Origin of the sequence: Pseudomonas sp. M2(2023) (genome assembly GCF_030263955.1) — a bacterium.
Lineage (GTDB): Bacteria > Pseudomonadota > Gammaproteobacteria > Pseudomonadales > Pseudomonadaceae > Aquipseudomonas > Aquipseudomonas asiatica.
Genome location: NZ_CP127114.1, coordinates 2,825,881 through 2,850,411, shown reverse-complemented (window position 1 = coordinate 2,850,411; position 24,531 = coordinate 2,825,881). Strand labels below are relative to the sequence as shown.

Annotated in this window: 20 protein-coding genes, 1 pseudogene and 1 riboswitch; of the genes and pseudogenes, 12 read left to right on the top strand and 9 right to left on the bottom strand. The window is 62.6% G+C overall.

Annotated features, from left to right (window positions below; all coding sequences use genetic code 11):
- Positions 1 to 60 precede the first annotated feature (60 nt).
- Entirely contained in the window at positions 61 to 1,200 is a 1,140-nt protein-coding gene (locus tag QN085_RS13250) for a glycerate kinase (RefSeq protein ID WP_013972662.1), read from the top strand.
- Positions 1,201 to 1,365: 165 nt separating this feature from the next.
- Entirely contained in the window at positions 1,366 to 2,283 is a 918-nt protein-coding gene (locus tag QN085_RS13245) for an SMP-30/gluconolactonase/LRE family protein (protein ID WP_230397105.1), read from the top strand.
- On the opposite strand, the gene QN085_RS13240 is transcribed toward QN085_RS13245, so the two are convergent.
- The 4 genes from QN085_RS13240 to QN085_RS13225 form a co-directional block, all read right to left on the bottom strand.
- A complete protein-coding gene (locus QN085_RS13240; protein ID WP_013972660.1) occupies positions 2,273 to 3,223 on the bottom strand; it encodes a site-specific integrase in 951 nt (316 codons plus the stop codon). The two genes, QN085_RS13245 and QN085_RS13240, sit on opposite strands and share 11 nt — an antisense overlap.
- Before the next feature lie 114 nt (positions 3,224 to 3,337).
- Positions 3,338 to 5,659 carry a putative bifunctional diguanylate cyclase/phosphodiesterase gene (locus QN085_RS13235; RefSeq protein WP_013972659.1) on the bottom strand — a complete coding sequence of 774 codons (2,322 nt, stop codon included), beginning with the start codon at positions 5,657 to 5,659 and terminating at the stop codon, positions 3,338 to 3,340.
- 81 nt (positions 5,660 to 5,740) lie between these two features.
- Positions 5,741 to 6,724 (bottom strand): SCO family protein, encoded by a 984-nt coding sequence (locus QN085_RS13230; RefSeq protein ID WP_023663263.1) that lies wholly within the window; start codon positions 6,722 to 6,724, stop codon positions 5,741 to 5,743.
- A 57-nt stretch (positions 6,725 to 6,781) separates the two neighbouring features.
- Positions 6,782 to 10,174, bottom strand: a complete 3,393-nt coding sequence (locus tag QN085_RS13225; protein ID WP_031325775.1) for an Ig-like domain-containing protein — start codon at positions 10,172 to 10,174, stop codon at positions 6,782 to 6,784.
- Between the two features lie 225 nt (positions 10,175 to 10,399).
- Positions 10,400 to 10,514: riboswitch (TPP riboswitch) on the top strand.
- A gap of 79 nt (positions 10,515 to 10,593) precedes the next feature.
- Here QN085_RS13225 and QN085_RS13220 point away from each other — a divergent pair.
- The 5 genes from QN085_RS13220 to QN085_RS13200 all read left to right on the top strand — a co-directional run bounded on the left by QN085_RS13220 (position 10,594) and on the right by QN085_RS13200 (position 14,799).
- Complete coding sequence (locus QN085_RS13220; protein WP_024087147.1) at positions 10,594 to 11,241, top strand: TenA family protein; 648 nt, start codon at positions 10,594 to 10,596, stop codon at positions 11,239 to 11,241.
- A complete protein-coding gene (tenA, locus tag QN085_RS13215) occupies positions 11,238 to 11,900 on the top strand; it encodes a thiaminase II (protein WP_013972655.1) in 663 nt (220 codons plus the stop codon). The genes QN085_RS13220 and tenA overlap by 4 nt, the downstream gene beginning before the upstream one ends.
- Before the next feature lie 223 nt (positions 11,901 to 12,123).
- Entirely contained in the window at positions 12,124 to 13,365 is a 1,242-nt protein-coding gene (gene codA, locus QN085_RS13210; RefSeq protein WP_023661658.1) for a cytosine deaminase, read from the top strand.
- A gap of 227 nt (positions 13,366 to 13,592) precedes the next feature.
- Entirely contained in the window at positions 13,593 to 14,573 is a 981-nt protein-coding gene (locus tag QN085_RS13205; RefSeq protein WP_023661657.1) for a DNA-binding protein, read from the top strand.
- A 55-nt stretch (positions 14,574 to 14,628) separates the two neighbouring features.
- Positions 14,629 to 14,799, top strand: coding sequence for a DUF6021 family protein (locus tag QN085_RS13200; RefSeq protein ID WP_230397094.1), 171 nt, complete (start codon positions 14,629 to 14,631; stop codon positions 14,797 to 14,799).
- 246 nt (positions 14,800 to 15,045) lie between these two features.
- Here QN085_RS13200 and QN085_RS13195 read toward each other — a convergent pair whose 3' ends face one another.
- The 3 genes and pseudogenes from QN085_RS13195 to QN085_RS13185 form a co-directional block, all read right to left on the bottom strand.
- Positions 15,046 to 18,012 (bottom strand): Tn3 family transposase, encoded by a 2,967-nt coding sequence (locus tag QN085_RS13195; protein ID WP_003090772.1) that lies wholly within the window; start codon positions 18,010 to 18,012, stop codon positions 15,046 to 15,048.
- A 3-nt stretch (positions 18,013 to 18,015) separates the two neighbouring features.
- Complete coding sequence (locus QN085_RS13190; protein WP_003090771.1) at positions 18,016 to 18,576, bottom strand: recombinase family protein; 561 nt, start codon at positions 18,574 to 18,576, stop codon at positions 18,016 to 18,018.
- Positions 18,577 to 18,950: 374 nt separating this feature from the next.
- Positions 18,951 to 19,172: pseudogene (locus QN085_RS13185) on the bottom strand (tyrosine-type recombinase/integrase); the annotation flags it as partial.
- A gap of 65 nt (positions 19,173 to 19,237) precedes the next feature.
- On the opposite strand from QN085_RS13185, the gene QN085_RS13180 reads away from it, so the two are divergent.
- Positions 19,238 to 19,942, top strand: coding sequence for an IS6-like element IS26 family transposase (locus tag QN085_RS13180; protein ID WP_001067855.1), 705 nt, complete (start codon positions 19,238 to 19,240; stop codon positions 19,940 to 19,942).
- Positions 19,943 to 20,299: 357 nt separating this feature from the next.
- Here QN085_RS13180 and QN085_RS13175 read toward each other — a convergent pair whose 3' ends face one another.
- Positions 20,300 to 20,578 (bottom strand): site-specific integrase, encoded by a 279-nt coding sequence (locus QN085_RS13175; protein WP_000015696.1) that lies wholly within the window; start codon positions 20,576 to 20,578, stop codon positions 20,300 to 20,302.
- Between the two features lie 265 nt (positions 20,579 to 20,843).
- On the opposite strand from QN085_RS13175, the gene QN085_RS25855 reads away from it, so the two are divergent.
- Positions 20,844 to 20,972, top strand: coding sequence for a type VI secretion protein (locus QN085_RS25855; RefSeq protein WP_001260374.1), 129 nt, complete (start codon positions 20,844 to 20,846; stop codon positions 20,970 to 20,972).
- Between the two features lie 55 nt (positions 20,973 to 21,027).
- Here the strand turns inward: QN085_RS25855 and tet(C) are convergent, their stop codons facing one another.
- On the bottom strand, positions 21,028 to 22,218 hold the full coding sequence (gene tet(C) / locus QN085_RS13165; protein WP_001297013.1) for a tetracycline efflux MFS transporter Tet(C): 1,191 nt from the start codon (positions 22,216 to 22,218) through the stop codon (positions 21,028 to 21,030).
- Between the two features lie 92 nt (positions 22,219 to 22,310).
- Between tet(C) and tetR(C) the strand changes: the two genes are divergently transcribed.
- The 3 genes from tetR(C) to QN085_RS13155 all read left to right on the top strand — a co-directional run bounded on the left by tetR(C) (position 22,311) and on the right by QN085_RS13155 (position 24,507).
- The gene (tetR(C), locus tag QN085_RS13160; protein WP_001038045.1) at positions 22,311 to 22,970 is read left to right on the top strand and encodes a tetracycline resistance transcriptional repressor TetR(C); all 660 of its coding nucleotides are present in this window, start codon (positions 22,311 to 22,313) and stop codon (positions 22,968 to 22,970) included.
- Positions 22,957 to 23,271: a helix-turn-helix domain-containing protein gene (locus QN085_RS25850; RefSeq protein WP_061342203.1), complete on the top strand. Its 315-nt coding sequence runs from the start codon at positions 22,957 to 22,959 to the stop codon at positions 23,269 to 23,271. Before tetR(C) ends, QN085_RS25850 begins: the two co-directional genes overlap by 14 nt.
- Before the next feature lie 531 nt (positions 23,272 to 23,802).
- A complete protein-coding gene (locus QN085_RS13155; protein WP_001067855.1) occupies positions 23,803 to 24,507 on the top strand; it encodes an IS6-like element IS26 family transposase in 705 nt (234 codons plus the stop codon).
- The last annotated feature ends 24 nt before the right edge of the window (positions 24,508 to 24,531 follow it).

The window sequence follows — 24,531 nt, the reverse complement described above, 5'->3', positions numbered from 1 at the left end:
ACCGAGGCCACCTTGGCAGCCACCTGTCAGCATGCCGCTCATCAGGACAGGAGAAACCCCATGAAGATCGTCATTGCCCCCGACTCGTTCAAGGACAGCCTCGACGCCGCCGGTGTCGCCCGCGCCATCGCGGCGGGCCTGGCCGAGGCCTGGCCGGAGGCCGAGTTGGTCGAGTGCCCGATGGCCGACGGTGGCGAAGGCACCATGGATGCGATTCTTGCCGCCAGCCACGGCGAGCTGCGTCGTCAGACGGTACGCGGGCCGTTGGGGCAAAGCGTGGAGGCGGGCTGGGGCTGGCTGCCGCAAAGCCGCACGGCGATCATCGAAATGGCCCAGGCCAGTGGCCTGCAACTGGTGCCCACTGGCCAGCGCGATGCCTGCCGCAGCAGCACCTGGGGTACCGGCGAGCTGATTGCCGCCGCCCTGGCCGCCGGCGCGCAAAGGGTAGTGCTGGCCATTGGCGGCAGCGCCACCAACGACGCGGGCAGCGGCATGTTGCGGGCGCTGGGCCTGCGCCTGCTGGACGCCCACGGGCAAGCGCTGGAAGAGGGCGGCCTGGCCTTGGCCAAGCTGGCCCGCATCGATGCCAGCGACCTTGACCCGCGCCTGGCCGAGGTGCAGTTCGAAGTCGCGGCAGACGTCGACAACCCGCTGTGTGGCGCCAACGGCGCATCGGCGATCTTCGGCCCGCAGAAGGGCGCCAACCCACAGCAGGTGCAGGCGCTGGACCAGGCCCTGGGGCATTTTGCCGACCATTGTGCGCAACTGCTGGGTGAGGATGTGCGGGACTACCCAGGCTGTGGCGCTGCTGGCGGCATGGGGTTCGCAGCCCGGGCCTTCATGGGCGCGCAATTCCGCCCTGGGGTGGAAGTGGTGGCCGAACTGGCCGGCCTGGATGCCTTGGTGCAAGGTGCAGACCTGGTAGTGACCGGCGAAGGGCGCTTCGACGCCCAGACCTTGCGTGGCAAGACGCCGATGGGGGTGGCTCGGGTTGCCAAGCGCCATGGGGTGCCGGTGGTGGTGCTGGCCGGGACCTTGGGTGAAGGCTACCAGCAGCTGTATGCCCATGGCGTCGACGCTGCCTTTGCCTTGGCCAGCGGGCCGATGAGCCTGGAGCAGGCTTGTGCCAATGCTGCTGAGCTGCTGCGGGCGCGGGCTTGTGATATCGGGCGGCTGTGGCGCTGCGCAACGCGAACTTGATCGACCGCTGCAGTCTGCCGCACCCCGCGCTTGGTCATTGATTTTTTTGTTGTTATCGTAGAAAGGAGAATCGAAGGTAGCCAGCAAATGCCCGTCACAGAGCCTTTCCACGATAACGTTGCGGTGTTTACCGATGCCGCACAGGGCCTGGGACTGGCCTGTTCCATGACGCTGGCGGAGGTGGGCGAGTTGCGCAACCGCCTCAAGGCCTGCCGCTACGTGCCAGTCAACGTCGCCAGCACCCGCGCCGACCTGGGCGAAAGCCTGGTCTGGGATGAAGGCAGCGGCGCGTTGTACTTCGTCGATATCTCTGGCGGGCGGATCAACCGCCTGATGCCTGATGGCCAGGCCGAGTGCCTGTACGAATCCGCGGCACGCATTGGTGCGCTGGCGCTGACCGACCAGGGCAACCTGATTTTCACCGAAGACGCCAGCGTGGCCATCTTCGACGTATCGCTGCGCAAGGTGCGCCGGCATTCGGTGTCGGTTCACCCGCGGTCGACCTACCGTTTCAACGACGGCGCCTGCGACCCGCAGGGCCGATTCGTGACCGGGCTGATGGACGATGCCCTGAGCGGCAACACCGGGGCACTGTTCCGCTTTGACGGGCAGTTGAATGATCAGGTGATCCACGACGACATGGCGTTGCCCACCGGCCTGGCCTGGTCGCAGGACGGCCATACGGTGTACTTCGTGGACTCGGCGGCGCGCTCGATCTACCGCGCCAGTTACCTGGCCGAAGGCCGGCTTGGCGCGGTCACTCTGTTTGCCGAAACCCCTGCCGAACTGGGGCGGCCGGACGGCCTTGCGCTGGACCGTGACGGCGGCCTGTGGGTGTGTCAGTACCATGGCAGTTGCCTGTTACGCTATGACCGCCATGGCCACCTCACCGACCAGGTACTGATGCCAGTGCCGTGCCCCACCAGTTGCTGCTTCGGTGGGGAGGGGATGAATACCTTGTTCATCAGCACCGCGCGCTTGGGCATGAGTGCCGAAGACTTGCAGCATTACCCCGACGCTGGCGACCTGTATGCCATCAACCCGGAAATTGGCGGCATCGCCCGTCACACCTTCAAGGAATAAGCTTTTGCGCCTGGCTGGCCGGTAGCACGGCCAGTTCGCCAAAGCGCTGCGCCGCGTCGATGTAGCGCAACGCCGACTTCGCGTCTTTCCAGCCCACATAGCTCATCAGCGCCTTCAGCTCCCAACCGTTGGCCGTGGCCCAGGTGGCAAAACCTCGGCGCAGCGAGTGCCCGGTATACAGCGCCGCCGGTACCCCGGCGCGCTCCAGCATGCGCCGCAGCAGGCCGACCAGGCTGTTGCTGTTGAGCGCGGTGTCGCCGAGGTTGCCCCAGCGGTCGAGCTTGCGGAACACCGGCCCATGGGCGATGCCGGCGACTTCCAGCCATTGCAGGTAGGCCGTGACCGGGCACAAGGCCTTGAGGGCCGGGGTGCGATGCTGTACGCCCAGGGCTTCGCGGTCGCCCTTGCTGCGCGGCAGGAACAGGGTGATGCCGACGCCGGCCTCGGCCTGGATGTGCTCCACGCGCAGGCGTGCCAGTTCATCACCCCGAAAACCGCGCCAGAAGCCCAGCAACAGCAGCGCAGCGTCGCGACGCGCCCGGCGCAGGGTGGCCAGGTCATGCTGTTCGCGGGCCTGGCGGGCTTCTTCTTCGAAGCATTGCACTGCGCTTTGCAGGTGCTGCAGCAACAGCGGCGCCGCCTGCCTGGGCGGTGTCGGGTGCAAGGTGCGGATGCCGCGCAGCACCTGGCGCACCAGCGGCGCCTTGGTCGGGTCGGGGAAACCTTGGGCGACGTGCCATTGGCTGAGCGCCGCCAGGCGCTGGCGCAGGGTACTGACGGCATGCTGGTCGGCGTGGTCGGCCAGGTAGCGGGCGATGCTCTCGGCCGTGGCCGGGAGAAAACCGCCCCAGTGGGTTTCGAAATGCTCGATGGCGGCCTGGTAGCTGCGCCGGGTGTTGTCACGGGTGGCGGCGCGGAGGTAGCGCTCGATGTCGGTCATGGTGCGGGGGCGAGTGGATGATGGGCACACGATAAACCGAAATGGATTGCCTGTCCTACCTGCGATGCTGGCGGGATTGTCGGGGGCTGCTTCGCAGCCCCAATCTGGCTTGCGTTACACGCAGGCCTTGTCCTCGACACCGTTGAAGAGCGGGTAGTCACGCAGCTGCGCCGGCGACAGCGGCCGGCTGAAGTGGTAGCCCTGGGCGATATCGCAGCCGGCAAGCTTCAGGCACACCACTTGTTCGCGGGTTTCCACGCCTTCGGCCACCACTTCCAGGCCCAGGCGTTTGGCAAGGATGATGGTGGACGATACGATCGGGCTGTCGTCGTGGCTGTTGGACAGCGGCGCAATCAGTGAGCGGTCGATCTTCAGCTTGCTCAGCGGCAGCGAATGCAGGTGGGCAAAACCGGCGTAGCCGCGGCCGAAATCGTCCAGGCTGATGCCCAGCCCGGCGTCGCGAAGAGTGTGCAGGTGCGCCACCGCCGTGCCTTCGGGGTCTAGGATGGTGGTTTCGGTGATTTCCAGCTCCAGCCGCTGCGGGGCGATGGCGTACTGCTGCAGTTCGCTCAGTAGCCGTGCAGCGAAGTCTGCCTGGCGTAGCTGCAGCGCAGATACATTGACCGCCAGCCGCGTCTTCCGGCCTTGGGCGTCCCAACCCGACAGGGCCTCGCAGGCCAGGCGCAACACCTCCCAGCCCAGCTCGACAATGAAGCCGCTGCGTTCGGCCAGGTCAATGAACCGGTCAGGGTACAGCAGGCCGAACTCGGGGTGGTCCCAACGCACCAGCGCTTCGTAGCCCAGCACCTGCTGGGTGTCGAGGCGGATCTGTGGCTGGTAGTGCAGCACGAACTGGCGCTCGGCCAGGGCGCTGCCGAAGGCCTGTTCGAGGGTGAAGGCGTGGATGTCGGCCAGGTTCAGCGATGGGTCGAAGAAACGGTACTGCGCACGCCCGGCCTGCTTGGCCGAGTACATCGCGGCATCGGCACTGCGGATCAGGCTGTCGATGTCCTGGCCGTCGCGCGGGCAGATACTCACGCCTACGCTGGGGCTGGTGTTGACCTCCTGGCCGTCCAGCGCGTAGGTGGCCGACAGCTTCTGCACCAGTACGCGGACCCAGGCATTGATCTGCTCCTCGCTGCGCTCGCCGGCCAGCAGCACCACGAACTCGTCGCCACCAAAGCGCGAAGCCTCGTCGCCGGGCTCCAGCAGGCGCTGGATACGCCCGGCAACGGCCTGCAGCAGCAGGTCGCCGATCTTGTGCCCGAGCGAGTCGTTGATCGACTTGAAGCGGTCCATGTCGATGAACAGGATCGCCATCAGCCGGCGCTTGCCGCGTTGCCGGGTCAGCACCTGGCCGGCCACCTCGACGAACTGGCGGCGGTTGTGCAGGCCGCTGAGGTGGTCGGTGGCCGCGGCATGGCTGCTGCGCCGGTGTTCGTCCTCGAGGCGGTCGATCAACTGCTGGTTGACCTGCTGCGCCTGTTCCAGCGCGCTGAAGGCCTCCTGGCGCTTGCGCAACAGGCGCAAGGTCCACAGCAGGCTGGCGAGGATCATCAGGGTCATGCTCAGGTTCAACCAGAACTGCCGGGAATAGGCCAGCGTCGAGGGCGCGAGGATTTCGTCCTGGCGCTGGCTGACCACCACGCTGAAACCCCGCTCGGGCAGGCGTCGGTACAGGCTCTGGTAGGGGGCGCCGGCCGCGTACTGGGTCAGCATGCCTGCTTCACTGCCGCTGTCCGGCAGCCCGGGCAGCAGTGCGTCACCGGCCACCACGCCGCTGCTATCGATGCGCACCCGCTCCAGGCCGTCATCCTGCAGCAGGCGCACCAGCCCGCTGCCGCCCAGGTCGATGTGCTGCAGCAGCACCGCCAGGTAGCCGATGTCCAGCTGCACCACCAGGATATTGTCGATTTCGCGACCCGGCGGGTTGGTCAGCGGCAGCAGGAAGGGCAGGTGCCAGTTGGGCACGGTGGTCGCTTGCCCGGGGGGCTGCACGCTGGGCAGGAACGGTTTGAAACCGTAGCGGGCAACGTGCCGCTGCAGCTGGCGCAGCCAGTCTTCGGGCAGCTCGGCGGCCTCGTCGGCATGGCTGGCCGACAACAGCCGGCCTTGCCGGTCGTACAGGCTCATGCGCTTGAATACCGGGTCTTCGGCAAGCATGCGCGCCAGGCTGACGCTGCCCTGGCTCAGCATCTTCATGTCGTCCTGGGCGACCCGGCCCACGGCCTGGGCGCGATCCACCAACTGGCGCAGGCTTTCGCCAACGATACTGGCCAGGTTCAGGTGCTCGGCGGCCTTGGCCGACAGCGTGTCCTGGCGGGCGGCAACCTTCTGCGAAACATGCAGCCCCCAGACAAAGGCCAGGGTGGCTGCACAGAGCATCAGGATCAGCAGCCGCAGAAGGCTGGCGGATGAAAGCGAACGGCGAATCACTGCTGATAGTTCCCAACCCTGGGTGATGGTCGAAAAATACGACAGTAAGATGACAGCCTAATGACTGGTGGCCAATTGCCTTTAAGGATTTCCCTTATCGGCCAGCGGCGTCTGCAGGCGCGCAGTTTCTTCCTCCATGTAACTCATCAGCGCGCTGACTTCGGTATCGCCCAGGCGCATGTTGGGCATGGCCACGCGGTTGTATTGTTCGTACAGCAGCATGGCCAGGGGGTCTTTCTGGGCCAGCATCTGGTCGGGCTCCTTCAGCCAGCGGGTCAGCCAGTTGGCATCACGCTGGCGGGTCACGCCGAGCAGGTCGGGGCCGATGCCGGGTTGTCCGGGCTCGGCATTGCCCAGGGTGTGGCAGGACGAGCAGCGGGTACGGAAGAGTTGCTCGCCACTGCTGGGTGCGCGCACCTCGGGAGCCTGGGCGTAGTCATTGGCCATGGCACTGGCCTGTTTCCAGTTGTGCAGGCTGTTGCCCAGGCGGTCGGCGAGAATGTACGGGTTTTCGAAGGGCGAGGCCTTCATCCAGCGGCCGGTGGCCTGGTTGCCGATGATCAGGCTCAGGTTGTGGTCCTTGGAGCGGCCGTTTTCCAGGCCATCGATGTACAGGCCCAGGCTGCGGCGCAATTGTTCGATATCGGCCGGCTCGCCGGTGAGCAGCGTCCAGCCGGGGCCGATACCAAACTTTTCGGCGTAGCGCTTGAGGGTGGCGGGGGTGTCGTTGTAGGGGTCGATGCTGATGGAGTAGAGGAAGATGTCCTTGCCGACCCGGTCACCGAGGATTTTCTGCACCTGACGCAGGCGCGCGGTTTCCACCGGGCAGGAGTCGGAGCAGCCGGTGAAGATGAAGTTGATGGCGACCACCTTGTCCTTGATCAGGTCGTCGAAGAAATGCACCTTTTCACCGTCCTGGGTGAGCAGCGGGATGTTGGGGAAGTAGTTTGCGCCCCAGGGAGTTGCAGCTTCCCCGGCCACGGGTTGCTGTGGTTGCAACGGCCAGAACGGGATACTGGCGGCGAACAGCGAGAGCACCAGCAGGAAACGCCATGAGCCGGACATGATGCGGTCCTCGTCGAAAACGGTAGCGGGGGCTGCATGGCAGCCCCCGCTTTTCGGTTACCTGATGCTGACCGGCGCCGTCACGCTCTGCCCCAGCGCCGATTTCACGGTCACGGTCGCCGGTGTGGCCGGGCCGCTGCCGGTGGTTGTGGTCGACAAGCGCCAACGGGCGCCGCTGGTAGTGGTACTCAGCGTGGCCGTACCCAGCAGCAGCGGGCCACTGGTGGTTGCCGCAGTCACGGTGATGCTGTTGCCGGTGGCCACCGTGGTGGTGCCCGAAATGTCCCAGGTAAAGCGGTTGCCGCTGCGCACCTGCACCGTGGCACTGGTGACCTGGATCTGGTCGACCGCCGCTGCCGGGCTCACCGCAATGCTGACCGTGGCCGGGGCCACCGATTCGGCGCCCTTGGCGTCACGAGCCGTGTAGTTGAAGCTGGCGGTGAACGCTGTGGTTACCGTGGCCGGTGGGACGTAGGTGACCGTGCTGCCGTCGGTACTGGTAGTGCCCTGGCCGGAGTCCGGCTGGCTGAGGCCGACTACGGTCAACGGCAGGTTGTTTTCCGGGTCGGTGTCGTTGGCCAGCACGTTCAAGGTGATCTGCTTGCCGGCCGTGGTAGCCGCGCTGTCGTTGGCCGCAACCGGCGGTTTGTTGGTCGGCTCGTCGTTATCATGGCCTTCGGTGCGGAAGGTCGGCAGCCCAACCGAAGCCACGTACTCCACGCCATCCCAACCCGGTAGTGGGGTCGGCATCACCTGGAACTGGCCTGGGTGTTCCAGGTCCCAGCGCAGCAGCATCGACGAGTCTTCATGCTGGGTGTTGTGGCAATGTTCCATGTAGGTACCGGCGAATTCGCGGAAGCGGATGGCCATTTCCACCTCTTTGGACGAGTCGGTATCCGGACCTATGCGATACACGTCCTTGCGTGCCCATTTTTCCCATTCTGGCGGGGCCTTGCCGTCGCGACTGAGGATCACCCCTTCCTCGAAGTGCACATGCACCGGGTGACTCCAGCCATTGCCACCATTGATGATCTTCCATACTTCCAGGGTACCGTCGCCGCTGAAACCGCCGTCGGTAGACTGCTGGGTCAACTGTGGCGCCGCGTTGATGCGACGTGGGTCCATGGAGTAGCCAAAGCTGCCATCTGTCTTGATGGTCCAGGGCTGGGTGTCGGTACCGTCCGAGCGGCCGAAGATGAACTCGCGATGGCGGGCATCCTTGAGCTTGGCCTGGTCGGTGGCCGAATTACGGTCTATCGGCAGCGGCAGCATTTTCAGGCCTTCGGCCTTGCCCGGCTTGGCCGGTTCATAGGCAACCGGGTCCATGCTCAGGTCCTGGCCGCTGTAGGGCTGAACCACGAACTGCATGAACTTGCCGATCGCCGGGTCGCCGTTGTCCCACTCAGGCCCGTTGCTGGTCTGCTTGATCACCGCCTTGTATTTTTCCGACAGCACATCGGCCAGGGCAATGGCACCCTCCGGGCCCTTGCCGCTCTGATGTTCCTCCAGGTTGACAAGGTACAGCTTGTCGCCGATCTTGATGCCGTGTTTGGCGAAGTTGATGATGATGTCGTAGCGTTCGGCGATACCCTGCAGCGGCAGGACGCCGTTGTTGTCCTGCAGGTTGCCGTCACCGTTGAGGTCCATGGTGCCGTCGAACGGCACGGTGTGTTCCATGATGTTGCCGTCGTTGGCGATCATGTGGAACGGTACCCGCGCGTATGAAAGGTTGGAGCCGGTAGGGCCTTTGAACTCGCCGCTGTTGCCGGCGATCTCCCGCACGACGGCAAGCTTCAGGTAGCGCGACACCGAGCCATTGAGGATACGGAAGCGGTAGCTGCGCGCGCGTACCTTGAGCGTTGGCCGGTACTGCCAGTTGACCAGGATCTGGTCGCCGAGGAAGCCATCGGTGTTGAACGGGTTGAACCACAGCTGGCCGTTGGCATCCCAGGCCTTGTCGGCGATCACCAGGTTGACGTCGTAGTCGCGGTTACCCCACGGCATGCCCGAGCCACTGGGGAAACGCAGGTTGACGCCATCCTGCAGGGCCTCGTTGCCGCGGTCCAGGGCGCTGTAGTAGTTCATCATCACGGCGTTGCCTTTGTAGACGTTCTGCGCCGTGAAATCCAGCATGTGGTCGTGGAACCAGTGGGTGCTCATGGTTTCGCGCCAGTCACCACGAATCTTGATGCTGCCGTTCTGGCAGGTTTTCAGGCCTGGCGAGGCGTCATTGACGAACAGGGTTTCACCCGGTGAGCAGGGGAACGCCGCACGCGGGTCCTGGGCGCGGGTGTTGATGGTGTCGTAGCCGGCCAGCTGCAACGGCCAACGGTAGTCGTAATACTGGCCGGGGAAGAAGTAGGCATTGGCATAGCCGTCGCTCTCGGCCGGCGAATGGCCGTTGTGCTCGTGGGTGGAGAGGGTGTGCAGACCAAAGCCGTTGTTAGCTGCAGGGTCGATCGGCAGGGCGTTGTAATGGCGCATCAGGATCGGCTGGCCATAGCGCACCATCAGCAGCTTGGGCGGGAAGGTGCCGTCGAAGGTCCATAGCGACTTGTGGTTTTGCAGCGGCATCTTCGGGTGGAAGCGGGTGTCGATGCCCTTGGTGGTGCCCAGTGTGTTCGGGATATCGGAAGTCTGGTAGTACAGGCCGCCCGGGGCGAACTCGCCAACTGCATAGTTGTGCAGCTGCTTGCGGTCACGCAGGCCGAGGTTGATGCGCGCACCGGCCTGGGCGGTCTTGAACCCCGCCTGCGGGTAGAACTCGTTCCAGCGCTGGTGCGACCAACCTTTTCCTGGTGGCCGGCCTTCCGCAGGCGAACCGACCGGTTGGCGGTTGAGGAACATCTCGATCTGCGCCTTCCATGGGTTGCGGTCGAGCACGTTGGAATACTGGGTCGGGAAGGGGTACAGGCCCGGCTGTTTGAGGAAGGCTTCCAGGGCTGTACCGCTGGGGCCGCTGCGGGCCACCACGTTGGGGTCCTGCGCTGGTGCCGCGCCCAGGGTCGGCACCGGGAAGGTCAGAGTGGGCGGCGGCAGCGTGGGGTCGAGCCTTTCCGTGCCGAATTCCTCGAATAGCAGTAACTGCTGGGTAAACGGCAACGCGCCGAACAGCGGGCTTGGCTTGCCATTGGTGGGGTATTTTTCCCCGGTTTGCAGGGCCGGTGGCAACACGTTGTTTGCGCTTACCGTGTTGCGGTCACCGTACACGCCATCGGTCAGTTCGAGTGAGCCTTGATTCGCCTCTGGCATGCTATAGAGGTCCAGCAAGGGCTGGGTCGGGTCAGCCGGCTGATCAGTGTAGGCCGACGGGTCGGTCGGCGGGGGCATGCTGTTGTCGTCCATGGGCGCCGCTGTCGCCGTGACCAGCCCAAGGCCGAGCATCAGCGTAGCGACGGTGGACAGCTGGAATGCATGCCTTGCAGGGTGGATCATGGCAGGTGTTTTCATTGCCTTGCGCCTCGTTTGCGCCGTCATGGCTATTTGCCCGTTTCCGGGGCTGGAGCAACGGGTGTGCCAACCCAAATACGAGGAATATGTTTCTAAATAAATCCTTGTGGCGCCTGATGCGCGCTAAATGCCACGGCGTCAAAAATGGGTGAGGGCCCCCACTAGTGGGTCACCCATTGCCCACAGATTGGGTGGTGACAGCCGCGGCGCCCTGGGGTATACCTGAGCGCCACCAAGGGGAGCCCGGCACCGGGCTGAGAAACCGCTGGATGCTGCAGCGCGGTGACCCTTCGAACCTGATCCGGATCATGCCGGCGAAGGGATTGGGACTTGAAACCTGCCTTTTTGCCGGCCTCACTGCGAGGCCCGTCCATGCCAATCACCGCGGTCTCGCTGTCACCCCCATCAAGGACAGCAACATGACCGAACGCTTCAGCCAGTCCCTGCGCCGCCGCAGCGAGCCGACCTGGTCGGCGGCCGTTGGCCACCGCTTCGTCACCCAATTGTGCGACGGCAGCCTGCCGGACCCGATCATGGTCGACTACCTGGTGCAGGACCATCGCTTCCTCGACAGCTTCCTGACCTTGCTGGGCGCGGCCATCGCCACCGCCGACACCTTCGAGGCGCGCCTGCGCTTCGGGCGCTTTGCCGGGATGATCTCCAGTGACGAGAACACCTACTTCCTGCGCGCCTTCGAGGCCTTGGGGGTAAGCCCCGCACAACGCAGCGAACCAGCCGACACCGTCCCGACCGCAGGCTTCAAGGCGATCATGCGCGAAGCGGCGGCCACCCGGTCCTATGCGGCCGCGCTGGCGGTGCTCAACGTCGCCGAAGGCCTGTACCTGGACTGGGCGTTGAAGGCGCCAAAGCCAATGCCGGACAACTTCGTCCACGCTGAATGGATCACCCTGCACGACAACCCGGCATTCCAGGACTTCGTTGCCTTCCTGCAAGCCGAACTCGACCGCGTCGGCCCGCAGGACGCCGTGCTGGCGGGTGACTTCTACCAGCGCACCGTGGCGCTGGAGCTGGCCTTCTTCGATGCCGTCTACCCGGAGGACAAATGAGCATGGATATCTTCGACCGCCTCAAGGCTGCCGCCACGCCGCAGTGGAACAGCTACGTCGACCACGAATTCGTGCGCCAGATGGGCGAGGGTACGTTGAGCGAAGCCGCCTTCCGCACCTACCTGGTACAGGATTACCTGTTCCTCATCCAGTTCGCCCGCGCCTGGGCACTGGCTGCCTACAAGAGCCGTCGACCGGCCGACATCCGCGCCGCGCAGGCCGGGCTGGCGGCGATTCTGGATGAAACCGAACTGCACTTGCGCCTGTGCGCGCGCTGGGGCCTGACGCAGGCCGATATCGAGGCCGCGCCCGAACACCAGGCCACGGTTGCCTATACCCGCTATGTGCTGGACTGCGGTGCCGCGGGTGACCTGCTGGAGTTGCATGTGGCGCTGGCGCCTTGCGTGATCGGTTATGCCGAGATTGGCCGGGCGTTGTCCGAGCGCATTGGCGATCTGAGCAATCACCCGTACCGCGAGTGGATCGCCGAGTATGCCGGCGAGGGCTACCAGGGTGTCGCCACAGCGGCGCGCAAGCATCTGGACGAGCTGGCAGCGCGGAGCATGACCGAGCAACGGTTTGCCGAGCTGGTGGAGATCTTCGGCCAGGCGTCCAGCCTGGAGGCGGACTTCTGGCAGATGGGGTTGGCTAGCCAATAACGCACTGCATGGCCCTGCGCGGACTCTTGTAGGAGCGGCCTTGTGTCGCGAAAGGGCTGCGAAGCAGCCCCAGCAATTTGTGCTTCTGCGCTGAAATCCTGGGGCTGCTTCGCAGCCCTTTCGCGACACAAGGCCGCTCCTACAAAGGTCCGCGCTAACCGGGTAGATGAGATTTAGGCCAATATGCTGGTAGGGCCACCCGCAAAGCCCAGGGAGAAGCATCATGAACATCATCAACGCACGCCTGCGCGGCAGGTCCGGCCTGTTTCGCATCGAACTCAACGGCGAACGCATCGCCGCCATCGTGCCCCAGGCCGAAGGGGTGGCGGCGCGCGCTGCCGATGACCTGGATGCCGGGCAGAACCTGGTGGTGGCGCCCTTTATCGAACCGCACATCCACCTGGACGCCACGCTGACCGCCGGCGAGCCGCAGTGGAACATGAGCGGGACCCTGTTCGAAGGCATCGAGCGCTGGGCCGAGCGCAAGGCAATCACCACCCACGACGACATCAAGAACCGCGCAAAGAAGACCATCGGCATGCTGGTGGATCATGGCATCCAGCATGTGCGTACCCATGTCGATGTCACCGACCCCACCCTGACTGCGCTAAAGGCCATGGTCGAAGTGCGTGACGAAGTGCGCCACCTGCTCGACCTGCAGATCGTCGCCTTCCCCCAGGAGGGTATCGAGTCGTACGCCAACGGCCGGGCGCTGATGACCGAAGCGGTGGCCATCGGTGCCGACGTGGTCGGCGGCATTCCACACTTCGAGAACACCCGCGACCAGGGCGTGTCGTCGGTCAAGTTCCTGATGGACCTGGCCGAACGTACCGGCTGCCTGGTGGATGTGCATTGCGACGAGACCGACGACCCGCAGTCGCGCTTTCTCGAAGTGCTGGCCGAAGAGGCGCGGGTGCGCGACATGGGCGCCCGGGTGACAGCCAGCCATACCGTGGCCATGGGCTCGTACGACAATGCCTACTGCTACAAGCTGTTCCGCCTGCTCAAGCAGTCGGGTATCAATTTCGTATCTTGCCCGACCGAGAGCATTCACCTGCAAGGGCGTTTCGACAACTACCCGAAACGCCGCGGCGTCACCCGCGTGGCCGAACTCGACCGGGCCGGGATGAACGTGTGCTTTGGCCAGGATTCCATCGTCGACCCTTGGTACCCGCTGGGCAATGGCAACATCCTGCGTATTCTGGAGGCCGGCCTGCACATCTGCCACATGCTTGGCTACGAAGACCTGCAGCGCTGCCTGGACCTGATCACCGACAACAGCGCCCGCACCCTGAACCTGGGCGAGCGTTACGGCATCGAAGTGGGGCGGCCGGCCAACCTGTTGCTGCTGTCTGCGCCGGACGATTACGAAATGGTGCGCAGCCAGGGGCATGCGCTGGTGTCGGTACGCAACGGCAAGGTGCTCATGCGTAGAACACCTGCCAGGGTTGAACACTACAGCTGACGCTCCTGCTTCAGCATTCTGCAGCGCCCCGCCGGCTTGAAGCCGAGCGGGGCGCTTTGCTGTCTGGCGTACTGGTTTATGCCCGCGCACAGCTCCCAGGAACCATTCACATGCGATAAGCCGTGATTATTCCACCATAGGAAATGTTTGCTCGGGCAATGGCTTGCCTTCATAATCGGTATGTAATTACATGGTACATAACACGGTACAAAATCGTAGGAGCAAGCATGGCCCGGGGCGGTATAAACAAGGTTGTAGTGCAGCAGGCACGTCAGGCGCTGATTGCCCGGGGCGAGAACCCCAGCATCGATGCGATACGTATCGAGCTGGGCAACACCGGCTCCAAGACCACGATTCACCGCTACCTGAAAGAGTTGAACGGCCAGCAACCCGTGGCTTCCGAGGGTGGCATTGCGCTGAGTGACGTGCTGAGCCGAATGGTCGGGCAACTGGCAACCCAGTTGCAGGACGAGGCCGACCTGAAGATCGAGCAGGCGGAAAGCGCCTTCACACGACAGCGCGAACAGCTGGAGGCACAACTGGCCATTGCCCAGCAGGCACTGGCTGCGGCGCACCAACAGCATCAGATCGATGTGGCCGCACTGGCCGCCGAATCGGAAAAACTGCTTTCCACCCAAAGCACCCTGCAGGCCGAACAGCTGCGCAGTGCCAGCCTCAACCAGTCGCTGGGCGAGTTGCAGGTGCGCCTGGCCGACAAGGAGGAGCAGGTAAAATCACTGGAAGACAAGCACCGTCATGCCCGCGACGCGCTGGAGCACTACCGCAACGCCAGCCGCGAACAGCGTGAACAGGAGCAGCGCCGCCACGAAGCGCAGCTGCAACAGTTGCAGGTGGAGGTGCGTCAACTGCAGCAAGGCATGATCGTCAAGCAGGACGAGCTGACCCGCCTGCACCGCGACAACGAGCGCTTGCTGGGTGAGCATCGCCAGGCCGCCAGCGCCTGCAGGGCGCAGGACGAGTTGCTGGAGCAGCGTGATGCACAGATCCAGGGCTTGCGCACGATCCTGGCCCAGGCGCAGGGTGCAAGCGAGGAAATGCGTCGGCAGCTGGATGTGCAGGCACAGAGCCTCGAGGCCAGGCGCGACTTGTGCACGGAGCAGGCTCGTCAACTGCAGCAGCTCGAGGAGCAGCTGAAGCAACGTGATGAAGCGTTGGTTCAATGCCGAGCCCGGCTAGCTGTAGATTAATCAAACTTTTCCCGGCCGGTGGTTTCTTCCCTAGACACTCACCGGAGAAAGCCTCATGCCTGAACCACAACAGCCAGAAAAACATCCCCAAGGGCCCCATTCGTCCGAGAAGGCGAACAAACGCCAGGACTTGGGTTTCGACCCCGATTCGCCAGATGTGGAGGATCCGCAAGTCGACCCTCAAGGACCTGCCAAGCCACCGCGGGACGTCGAAAAATCCCCGTGAAGGTGGCATTTGTCGCTAAGGGCCGCTCAGCGGCCCCCGCGATCAACACGGTACTGCTTGGGGCACGCTGTCTCGAGGCCTTTGCCAGGCAAGCTACGCTCGCTTGACTCAGGACTCTGCCTGCCTGGCTGCCTCCACGCCCGCAGCCGAGAGTTTGATGGGGTAGTTCACGCTGATCTGGTGGTCGCTGCTCACCGCCACGCTGCCATCCTGGGGGCGAATAGAGAAAACGGAAAAAATCGTACGCTAAGGTTTTCCGGGCAGCCTTAGCGGCCGAAACTTCCCGTCCTCCAGCCTGCGGCTCTGCCGCCAGACATAATCGCCGGTCAGATTGATGTGCTCCCACCCCAGCGGCGACAGGTATTGCAGCAGCTCACCATCCACCGACTTCCCCGCATCGCCCATCGCCTGGGTGGCGCGCTCCAAGTACACCGTGTTCCACAACACGATGGCGGCCGTCACCAGGTTGAGGCCACTGGCCCGGTAGCGCTGCTGCTCGAAGCTCCGATCCCTGATCTCGCCGAGGCGGTTGAAGAACACCGCCCTGGCCAGGGAGTTGCGGGCTTCGCCCTTGTTCAGTCCAGCATGCACGCGCCGGCGCAGCTCGACGCTTTGCAACCAATCGAGGATGAAAAGCGTGCGCTCGATCCGGCCCAGCTCGCGCAGGGCCACGGCCAGGCCGTTCTGGCGCGGATAGCTGCCGAGCTTGCGCAGCATCAGCGAGGCGGTGACCGTGCCCTGCTTGATCGAGCTGGCCAGGCGCAGGATGTCGTCCCAATGGGCGCGGACGTGCTTGATGTTCAGGGTGCCGCCAACCATTGGGCGCAATGTCGGGTAGTCCTGGACGCTATTCGGAACATACAGCTTGGTTTCTCCGAGGTCGCGGATGCGCGGTGCGAAGCGGAAGCCCAGCAGGTGCATCAGGGCGAAGACATGATCGGTGAAGCCAGCCGTGTCAGTGTAGTGCTCCTCGATCCGCAAGTCGGACTCGTGGTACAGCAGACCGTCGAGCACATAGGTAGAGTCGCGCACGCCGACATTCACCACGCGGGTGCTGAACGGTGCGTACTGGTCGGAGATGTGGGTGTAGAACAGCCGCCCCGGCTCGCTGCCGTACTTCGGGTTGACGTGGCCGGTGCTTTCGCCTCGACCACCCGCCCGGAAGCGCTGGCCATCGGAAGAAGAGGTCGTGCCGTCGCCCCAGTGAGCGGCGAAGGTATGACGGTACTGGTGGTTGACCAGCTCGGCCAGGGCCGCCGAGTAGGTTTCGTCTCGGATGTGCCAGGCTTGCAGCCAGGACAGCTTGGCGTAGGTCAGGCCGGGGCTCGACTCGGCCATCTTGGTCAGCCCGAGGTTGATTGCATCGCCCAGGATCGCTGACAGCAGCAATGTCCGGTCTTTGGCCTCGGCACCGTCCTTCAGGTGTGTGAAGTGGCGGCTGAAGCCCGTCCAGTCGTCCACGTCCATCAGCAGTTCGGTGATCTTGATGCGCGGCAGCAAATGGCTGGTCTGGTCGATCAGCGCCTGCGCGGTATTGGGCACCGCGGAATCCAGCGGGGTGATCTTCAGCCCGGACTCGGTGAGGATGGCATCGGGCAGCTCGTTGTCCTTGGCCAGGCGGGTGACGGTGGCCAGCTGCTCGTCCAGCAGCTGCAAGCGCTCTTCCAGGTACTGGTTGCTGTTCGGGTTGATCGCCAGGGGCAGAGCCTGCGCATGCTTGAGCGCGGCGAACCTCTCTGCCGGCAGCAGGTAGTCGTCGAAGTCGCGGAACTGCCGCGAGCCCTTGACCCAGATGTCACCGGAGCGCAGCGCGTTCTTCAGCTCGGACAGGGCGCAGATTTCGTAGAAGCGCCGGTCGAGGCCTTCCGGGGTTATCACTAGCGGCTTCCAGCGCGGCTTGATGAAGGCGGTGGGCGCATCGGCCGGCACCTTGCGCAGGTTGTAGGCGTTCATCTCGCTCAGGGTCTGCACGGCTGCCAGCACGCCTTGCGCAGCCGGGGCAGCGCGCAGTTCCAGCACCTCCAGCAAGGCCGGCGTGTAACGGCGCAGAGTGGCGAAGTTCTCGCCGACCAGGTGCAGATGGTCGAAGCCTTCCGGCCGGGCCAGCAGCTCGGCCTCGCTGACGCTCTCGGTGAACTCGTCCCAGGGAATCACCGCCTCAATGGCGGCATAGGGATCGCTACCGCTTTCCTTGGCTTCCAGCAGAGCCTGGCCGATCTTCGAGTACAGGCGCACCTTGTCGTTGATCGCCTTGCCCTGCTTCTGGAACTGCTGCTGATGCTTGTGCTTCGCGCTGCTGAACAGCTTGACCAGGATACGGTCGTGCAGATCGACCAACTCATCAATCACCGTCGCGGTGCTCTCCAGCACCACGGCGGCCAGGGTCGCGTAGCGTCGCTGCGGCTCGAACTTGCCGAGGTCTTTGGGCGTCATCTGCCCACCCTCGCGGGCCAGCTTGAGCAGGCGGTTCTGGTGGATGTGTCGGCCCAGGCCTTCGGGCAAGTCCACCAGCTGAAATGTCTTCAGCCGCTCGATGTGTTCGAGCATGTGGCGGGAGTTCGGTTTCAGCGGTGCCTGTCGCAGCCAGGTCAACCAGGTGATGCTGCTGCCGGCCTTGAGCTTCAACAGCTCGTCCAGCTTGGCCCGATGCGAGTCCGTGAGTGGTTCGACCAGGGCGCGGTAGACTCGGCGATTGGCCCGCGCAATGGCCTCCGAACAAGCTCGATCAATTACGCTCAACGCCGGCAGAATGCGCCGCTTCTGTCGCAGGCTCTCCAGGGCCTGACCGGCCAGCAGTAAGCCCTTGTCGGTCTGCTGGGCCAACTCGGTCAGCTCGCGCACCAGGGCGCGGAAGTCGGACAGGCCGAACGGGGCCAGTTGTAGGTAGGTGCGCAGTTCCTGGGCGTGCTCGCGGCGAGTCACGTCGCGTTCGCCGTACTTCAACCAACTCGCCGGGTCGGCCTGAACTTGCTTGGCCACCCACTGGATGACCGGCTCGGGCGGCTCGCTGTCGGTGCCCAACGCATAGCCGGGGTAGCGCAGCAGGCTGAGCTGCACCGCGAAGCCCAGGCGGTTGGCGTCGCCGCGCCGCTGGCGGATCAGCGACAGGTCGGAGTCGTTGAAGGTGTAGTAGCGGATCAGGTCATCCTGGCTTTCCGGCAACGCAAGCAAGGTGTCGCGCTCCGTAGCCGAGAGAATCGAGCGACGCGGCATGGTTCAGTCGTCCTTGCGAAGGTACTGATAGAGGGTTTCTCGGCTGATGCCGAACTCGCGGGCGAGCTGCGCCTTCGGCTCGCCCGCAGCGGCCCGCTGCCGCAGCGTGATGGCTTGCTCGTCGGAGAGGGCTTTCTTGCGGCCCCGGTAGGCACCGCGCTGCTTGGCCAGGGCGATGCCCTCGCGCTGCCGCTCGCGAATCAGGGCGCGCTCAAACTCGGCAAAGGCCCCCATGACCGACAGCATCAGGTTGGCCATCGGCGAGTCCTCGCCGGTGAACACCAGGCCTTCCTTCAAGAACTCGATGCGCACACCGCGCTGGGTCAGCTTCTGCACCAGGCGGCGCAAATCATCGAGGTTTCGTGCCAGGCGATCCATGCTGTGCACCACCACGGTGTCGCCTTCGCGAACGAAACCGAGCATGGCCTCCAGCTGGGGACGCTGGGTGTCCTTGCCCGAGGCTTTGTCGGTGAACAGCTTGCCGACCTCGACCTGTTCAAGTTGGCGTTCCGGGTTCTGGTCGAAGCTGCTGACCCGGACGTAACCGATGCGTTGTCCCTGCAAGATGCCTCCATGGGCTGGATGGGCGGCAGGGCTTGCGTTGGTTTTTGGTTCCATTGCGCCCGAAGCCTTGAATTTGTCAGGCTGAAATCTATGACCTTGGCAAGCATGTGTCAAAGAATGTGAAAGCGGACTCTATTCTGACGGCGTGATGCGCCTTGCCTGACATCCAGTTTGTCGTTTTCAGAAGACGGCTGCACTGAACGTCAGAAGCCGACTGCACTATAGCAGCGGAGGGGTTGGATCCATCAGGCAACGACGGGCTGCTGCCGGCCATCAGCGGACGCAGGGAGGACTTTCCGCAACCGGCCGTTCGATGCGGCACCGATGGCCTTCGCGCAGGGGTAGTGAATCCGCCAGGATTGACTTGCGCTGCCCTACCTCTCACTAGTGAGGGGCGGCAGCGCATCAAGCGGTGAGCGCACTCCGGCACCGCCAACTTTCAGCACATGCGTGTAAATCATCGTCGTAGAGACGTCGGAATGGCCGAGCAGATCCTGCACGGTTCGAATGTCGTAACCGCTGCGGAGCAAGGCCGTCGCGAACGAGTGGCGGAGGGTGTGCGGTGTGGCGGGCTTCGTGATGCCTGCTTGTTCTACGGGGCACTGTTGCAAATAGTCGGTGGTGATAAACTTATCATCCCCTTTTGCTGATGGAGCTGCACATGAACCCATTCAAAGGCCGGCATTTTCAGCGTGACATCATTCTGTGGGCCGTACGCTGGTACTGCAAATACGGCATCAGTTACCGTGAGCTGCAGGAGATGCTGGCTGAACGCGGAGTGAATGTCGATCACTCCACGATTTACCGCTGGGTTCAGCGTTATGCGCCTGAAATGGAAAAACGGCTGCGCTGGTACTGGCGTAACCCTTCCGATCTTTGCCCGTGGCACATGGATGAAACCTACGTGAAGGTCAATGGCCGCTGGGCGTATCTGTACCGGGCCGTCGACAGCCGGGGCCGCACTGTCGATTTTTATCTCTCCTCCCGTCGTAACAGCAAAGCTGCATACCGGTTTCTGGGTAAAATCCTCAACAACGTGAAGAAGTGGCAGATCCCGCGATTCATCAACACGGATAAAGCGCCCGCCTATGGTCGCGCGCTTGCTCTGCTCAAACGCGAAGGCCGGTGCCCGTCTGACGTTGAACACCGACAGATTAAGTACCGGAACAACGTGATTGAATGCGATCATGGCAAACTGAAACGGATAATCGGCGCCACGCTGGGATTTAAATCCATGAAGACGGCTTACGCCACCATCAAAGGTATTGAGGTGATGCGTGCACTACGCAAAGGCCAGGCCTCAGCATTTTATTATGGTGATCCCCTGGGCGAAATGCGCCTGGTAAGCAGAGTTTTTGAAATGTAAGGCCTTTGAATAAGACAAAAGGCTGCCTCATCGCTAACTTTGCAACAGTGCCCCTGCGTGCGCTGCTGCCATGTCCACTACCTGACGCCGGTGATGGTGATGGCCTCGCCGGAGCGGGAATTTCTTAACCTCGACGAATTTAGACGATCGGCGGGCGAGGGGATGTCGTGGCAAGGTCCGCCTTGCGCTGCTCCGCAAGGGCGACACCAGCGGGTTCGTCGGCGGCCACGCCTAGCGCGACCGCAACCAAGCGTCGAAAAAGTATACGCTCGTCACCCGCCGTCTCCTGTGCTGAGAGTCTCAGGCCGATCGGCCGGCAGGGCTCAATGTCAGCAAACGCGTGATGAGCGGTGGCCTTCAACAGTGATAAGGCGGCACCAGAGAAAAATCACTCAGGGTCAATGCCAGCGCTTCGTTAATACAGATGTAGGTGTTCCACAGGGTAGCCAGCAGCATCCTGCGATGCAGATCCGGAACATAATGGTGCAGGGCGCTGACTTCCGGTGCCAGCAGATATTTTGGCAGTTTGCCTTGGATCAGAGCCATCTGACGCAGGGCTAGTGCAGCCGGATAGTCAATAGCTACCGGCAGCGGTGCGGACTGTTGTAACTCAGAATAAGAAATGAGGCCGCTCATGGCGTTGACTCTCAGTCATAGTATCGTGGTATCACCGGTTGGTTCCACTCTCTGTTGCGGGCAACTTCAGCAGCACGTAGGGGACTTCCGCGTTTCCAGACTTTACGAAACACGGAAACCGAAGACCATTCATGTTGTTGCTCAGGTCGCAGACGTTTTGCAGCAGCAGTCGCTTCACGTTCGCTCGCGTATCGGTGATTCATTCTGCTAACCAGTAAGGCAACCCCGCCAGCCTAGCCGGGTCCTCAACGACAGGAGCACGATCATGCGCACCCGTGGCCAGGACCCAACGCTGCCCGAGATGCGCCGCGTGCGGCTGCTGGAGATGGCGGACGCGATGGATATGTTCTGCCAAGGGTTGGTTTGCGCATTCACAGTTCTCCGCAAGAATTGATTGGCTCCAATTCTTGGAGTGGTGAATCCGTTAGCGAGGTGCCGCCGGCTTCCATTCAGGTCGAGGTGGCCCGGCTCCATGCACCGCGACGCAACGCGGGGAGGCAGACAAGGTATAGGGCGGCGCCTACAATCCATGCCAACCCGTTCCATGTGCTCGCCGAGGCGGCATAAATCGCCGTGACGATCAGCGGTCCAATGATCGAAGTTAGGCTGGTAAGAGCCGCGAGCGATCCTTGAAGCTGTCCCTGATGGTCGTCATCTACCTGCCTGGACAGCATGGCCTGCAACGCGGGCATCCCGATGCCGCCGGAAGCGAGAAGAATCATAATGGGGAAGGCCATCCAGCCTCGCGTCGCGAACGCCAGCAAGACGTAGCCCAGCGCGTCGGCCGCCATGCCGGCGATAATGGCCTGCTTCTCGCCGAAACGTTTGGTGGCGGGACCAGTGACGAAGGCTTGAGCGAGGGCGTGCAAGATTCCGAATACCGCAAGCGACAGGCCGATCATCGTCGCGCTCCAGCGAAAGCGGTCCTCGCCGAAAATGACCCAGAGCGCTGCCGGCACCTGTCCTACGAGTTGCATGATAAAGAAGACAGTCATAAGTGCGGCGACGATAGTCATGCCCCGCGCCCACCGGAAGGAGCTGACTGGGTTGAAGGCTCTCAAGGGCATCGGTCGACGCTCTCCCTTATGCGACTCCTGCATTAGGAAGCAGCCCAGTAGTAGGTTGAGGCCGTTGAGCACCGCCGCCGCAAGGAATGGTGCATGCAAGGAGATGGCGCCCAACAGTCCCCCGGCCACGGGGCCTGCCACCATACCCACGCCGAAACAAGCGCTCATGAGCCCGAAGTGGCGAGCCCGATCTTCCCCATCGGTGATGTCGGCGATATAGGCGCCAGCAACCGCACCTGTGGCGCCGGTGATGCCGGCCACGATGCGTCCGGCGTAGAGGATCCACAGGACGGGTGTGGTCGCCATGATCGCGTAGTCGATAGTGGCTCCAAGTAGCGAAGCGAGCAGGACTGGGCGGCGGCCAAAGCGGTCGGACAGTGCTCCGAGAACGGGTGCGCATAGAAATTGCATCAACGCATATAGCGCTAGCAGCACGCCATAGTGACTGGCGATGCTGTCGGAATGGACGATATCCCGCAAGAGGCCCGGCAGTACCGGCATAACCAAGCCTATGCCTACAGCATCCAGGGTGACGGTGCCGAGGATGACGATGAGCGCATTGTTAGATTTCATACACGGTGCCTGACTGCGTTAGCAATTTAACTGTGATAAACTACCGCATTAAAGCTTATCGATGATAAGCTGTCAAACATGAGAATTCGCGAATGAACAAGCTCCAACGCGAGGCCGTGATCCGAACCGCGCTCGAACTGCTTAACGACGTGGGCATGGAAGGTCTAACGACGCGCCGACTGGCTGAGCGCCTCGGGGTGCAACAGCCAGCGCTCTACTGGCATTTCAAGAACAAGCGTGCGTTGCTCGACGCACTTGCCGAAGCCATGCTGACGATAAATCACACGCATTCGACGCCAAGGGATGACGACGACTGGCGTTCGTTCCTGAAGGGCAATGCATGCAGTTTTCGACGGGCGTTGCTCGCTTATCGCGATGGCGCGCGTATTCATGCCGGGACGCGGCCAGCCGCGCCGCAGATGGAAAAAGCCGACGCGCAGCTTCGCTTCCTTTGCGATGCTGGCTTTTCGGCAGGTGACGCGACCTATGCGTTGATGGCAATCAGCTACTTCACCGTCGGCGCTGTTCTTGAGCAGCAAGCTAGCGAGGCAGACGCCGAGGAGCGGGGCGAAGATCAGTTGACCACCTCAGCGTCTACGATGCCGGCGCGCCTACAGAGCGCGATGAAAATCGTCTACGAAGGCGGTCCGGACGCGGCATTCGAGCGAGGCCTGGCTCTCATCATCGGCGGTCTTGAAAAAATGAGGCTCACTACGAACGACATTGAGGTGCTGAAGAATGTTGACGAATGACAGGGGGCGGCAGGTGCGGAGGGCGCGGTTGCTTCGTCATATGAAGCAAAGTCACCTAGCTGAATTAATGGGTGTGGATCAGGCAACCGTGTCGCGCTGGGAGCGGGGCACCCTTGCATTGTCGGATGGGAGGTGGTCAGCGGTTCTTCAATTGCTTACCGGGCCTTCCGATTCATCGTACGACGCTGCGCTGAAGCGTCTGGTGCAATCCTCCGCCCACAAAGTCCATCTGGTAGCGACCGGACACATTGTTTGCTCGCGGCATCTCCGGCCAGGCAAAGGGAATTGCGGATTGACCTAGCCGAACTCCTTGGTAAATCGCTGCGTGTTTATGCGTCCCCGAGATAGTTGCGGCCGACTCTGCGCTTAATGGGCTCGGTTGGCATGAGGGGCGGCTGGGGTCACTCGAGGTGGATACCGGCCCGAACTGGAGCGAGGAACTTCCATACTGCCAAGGCGAATGCTGTGGGAGCGCATCATGCTCGCTGATGGTAGCCCGGCACTACTTGTTACCACCACAGCTTAATGCGAAGGGTGCTCCTGTTCTTGTGCATATTTTATGCGCTGCTGATTGTGCATCGAACTGATAACCTCAACGGGTCTGCTTTGTAGTTCACCACACCCCTGACGCGCGCGTGCCGGATAAGCAGAACTATGGTGCCGATGGATGTCAGGAACACTCGGCCTGGTTCGTAACTAGGTCGTCCTGCGCGATCCTGCGGCTAGGGCCGGAATCGTGCTCGCCAGTCAGGCGCTGATGAAGCCTATGGGCACTGTTGCAAATAGTCGGTGGTGATAAACTTATCATCCCCTTTTGCTGATGGAGCTGCACATGAACCCATTCAAAGGCCGGCATTTTCAGCGTGACATCATTCTGTGGGCCGTACGCTGGTACTGCAAATACGGCATCAGTTACCGTGAGCTGCAGGAGATGCTGGCTGAACGCGGAGTGAATGTCGATCACTCCACGATTTACCGCTGGGTTCAGCGTTATGCGCCTGAAATGGAAAAACGGCTGCGCTGGTACTGGCGTAACCCTTCCGATCTTTGCCCGTGGCACATGGATGAAACCTACGTGAAGGTCAATGGCCGCTGGGCGTATCTGTACCGGGCCGTCGACAGCCGGGGCCGCACTGTCGATTTTTATCTCTCCTCCCGTCGTAACAGCAAAGCTGCATACCGGTTTCTGGGTAAAATCCTCAACAACGTGAAGAAGTGGCAGATCCCGCGATTCATCAACACGGATAAAGCGCCCGCCTATGGTCGCGCGCTTGCTCTGCTCAAACGCGAAGGCCGGTGCCCGTCTGACGTTGAACACCGACAGATTAAGTACCGGAACAACGTGATTGAATGCGATCATGGCAAACTGAAACGGATAATCGGCGCCACGCTGGGATTTAAATCCATGAAGACGGCTTACGCCACCATCAAAGGTATTGAGGTGATGCGTGCACTACGCAAAGGCCAGGCCTCAGCATTTTATTATGGTGATCCCCTGGGCGAAATGCGCCTGGTAAGCAGAGTTTTTGAAATGTAAGGCCTTTGAATAAGACAAAAGGCT

What these genes read in the sequence shown, in the direction of transcription:
- QN085_RS13250 (WP_013972662.1), top strand. Translation starts at nt 61, where the DNA reads ATGAAGATCGTCATTGCCCCCGACTCGTTCAAGGACAGCCTCGACGCC.
- QN085_RS13245 (WP_230397105.1), top strand. Translation starts at nt 1,366, where the DNA reads ATGACGCTGGCGGAGGTGGGCGAGTTGCGCAACCGCCTCAAGGCCTGC.
- QN085_RS13240 (WP_013972660.1), bottom strand. Translation starts at nt 3,223, where the DNA reads ATGACCGACATCGAGCGCTACCTCCGCGCCGCCACCCGTGACAACACC.
- QN085_RS13230 (WP_023663263.1), bottom strand. Translation starts at nt 6,724, where the DNA reads ATGTCCGGCTCATGGCGTTTCCTGCTGGTGCTCTCGCTGTTCGCCGCC.
- QN085_RS13225 (WP_031325775.1), bottom strand. Translation starts at nt 10,174, where the DNA reads ATGAAAACACCTGCCATGATCCACCCTGCAAGGCATGCATTCCAGCTG.
- QN085_RS13220 (WP_024087147.1), top strand. Translation starts at nt 10,594, where the DNA reads ATGACCGAACGCTTCAGCCAGTCCCTGCGCCGCCGCAGCGAGCCGACC.
- tenA (WP_013972655.1), top strand. Translation starts at nt 11,238, where the DNA reads ATGAGCATGGATATCTTCGACCGCCTCAAGGCTGCCGCCACGCCGCAG.
- codA (WP_023661658.1), top strand. Translation starts at nt 12,124, where the DNA reads ATGAACATCATCAACGCACGCCTGCGCGGCAGGTCCGGCCTGTTTCGC.
- QN085_RS13205 (WP_023661657.1), top strand. Translation starts at nt 13,593, where the DNA reads ATGGCCCGGGGCGGTATAAACAAGGTTGTAGTGCAGCAGGCACGTCAG.
- QN085_RS13200 (WP_230397094.1), top strand. Translation starts at nt 14,629, where the DNA reads ATGCCTGAACCACAACAGCCAGAAAAACATCCCCAAGGGCCCCATTCG.
- QN085_RS13195 (WP_003090772.1), bottom strand. Translation starts at nt 18,012, where the DNA reads ATGCCGCGTCGCTCGATTCTCTCGGCTACGGAGCGCGACACCTTGCTT.
- QN085_RS13180 (WP_001067855.1), top strand. Translation starts at nt 19,238, where the DNA reads ATGAACCCATTCAAAGGCCGGCATTTTCAGCGTGACATCATTCTGTGG.
- QN085_RS13175 (WP_000015696.1), bottom strand. Translation starts at nt 20,578, where the DNA reads ATGAGCGGCCTCATTTCTTATTCTGAGTTACAACAGTCCGCACCGCTG.
- QN085_RS25855 (WP_001260374.1), top strand. Translation starts at nt 20,844, where the DNA reads ATGCGCACCCGTGGCCAGGACCCAACGCTGCCCGAGATGCGCCGCGTG.
- QN085_RS25850 (WP_061342203.1), top strand. Translation starts at nt 22,957, where the DNA reads ATGTTGACGAATGACAGGGGGCGGCAGGTGCGGAGGGCGCGGTTGCTT.
- QN085_RS13155 (WP_001067855.1), top strand. Translation starts at nt 23,803, where the DNA reads ATGAACCCATTCAAAGGCCGGCATTTTCAGCGTGACATCATTCTGTGG.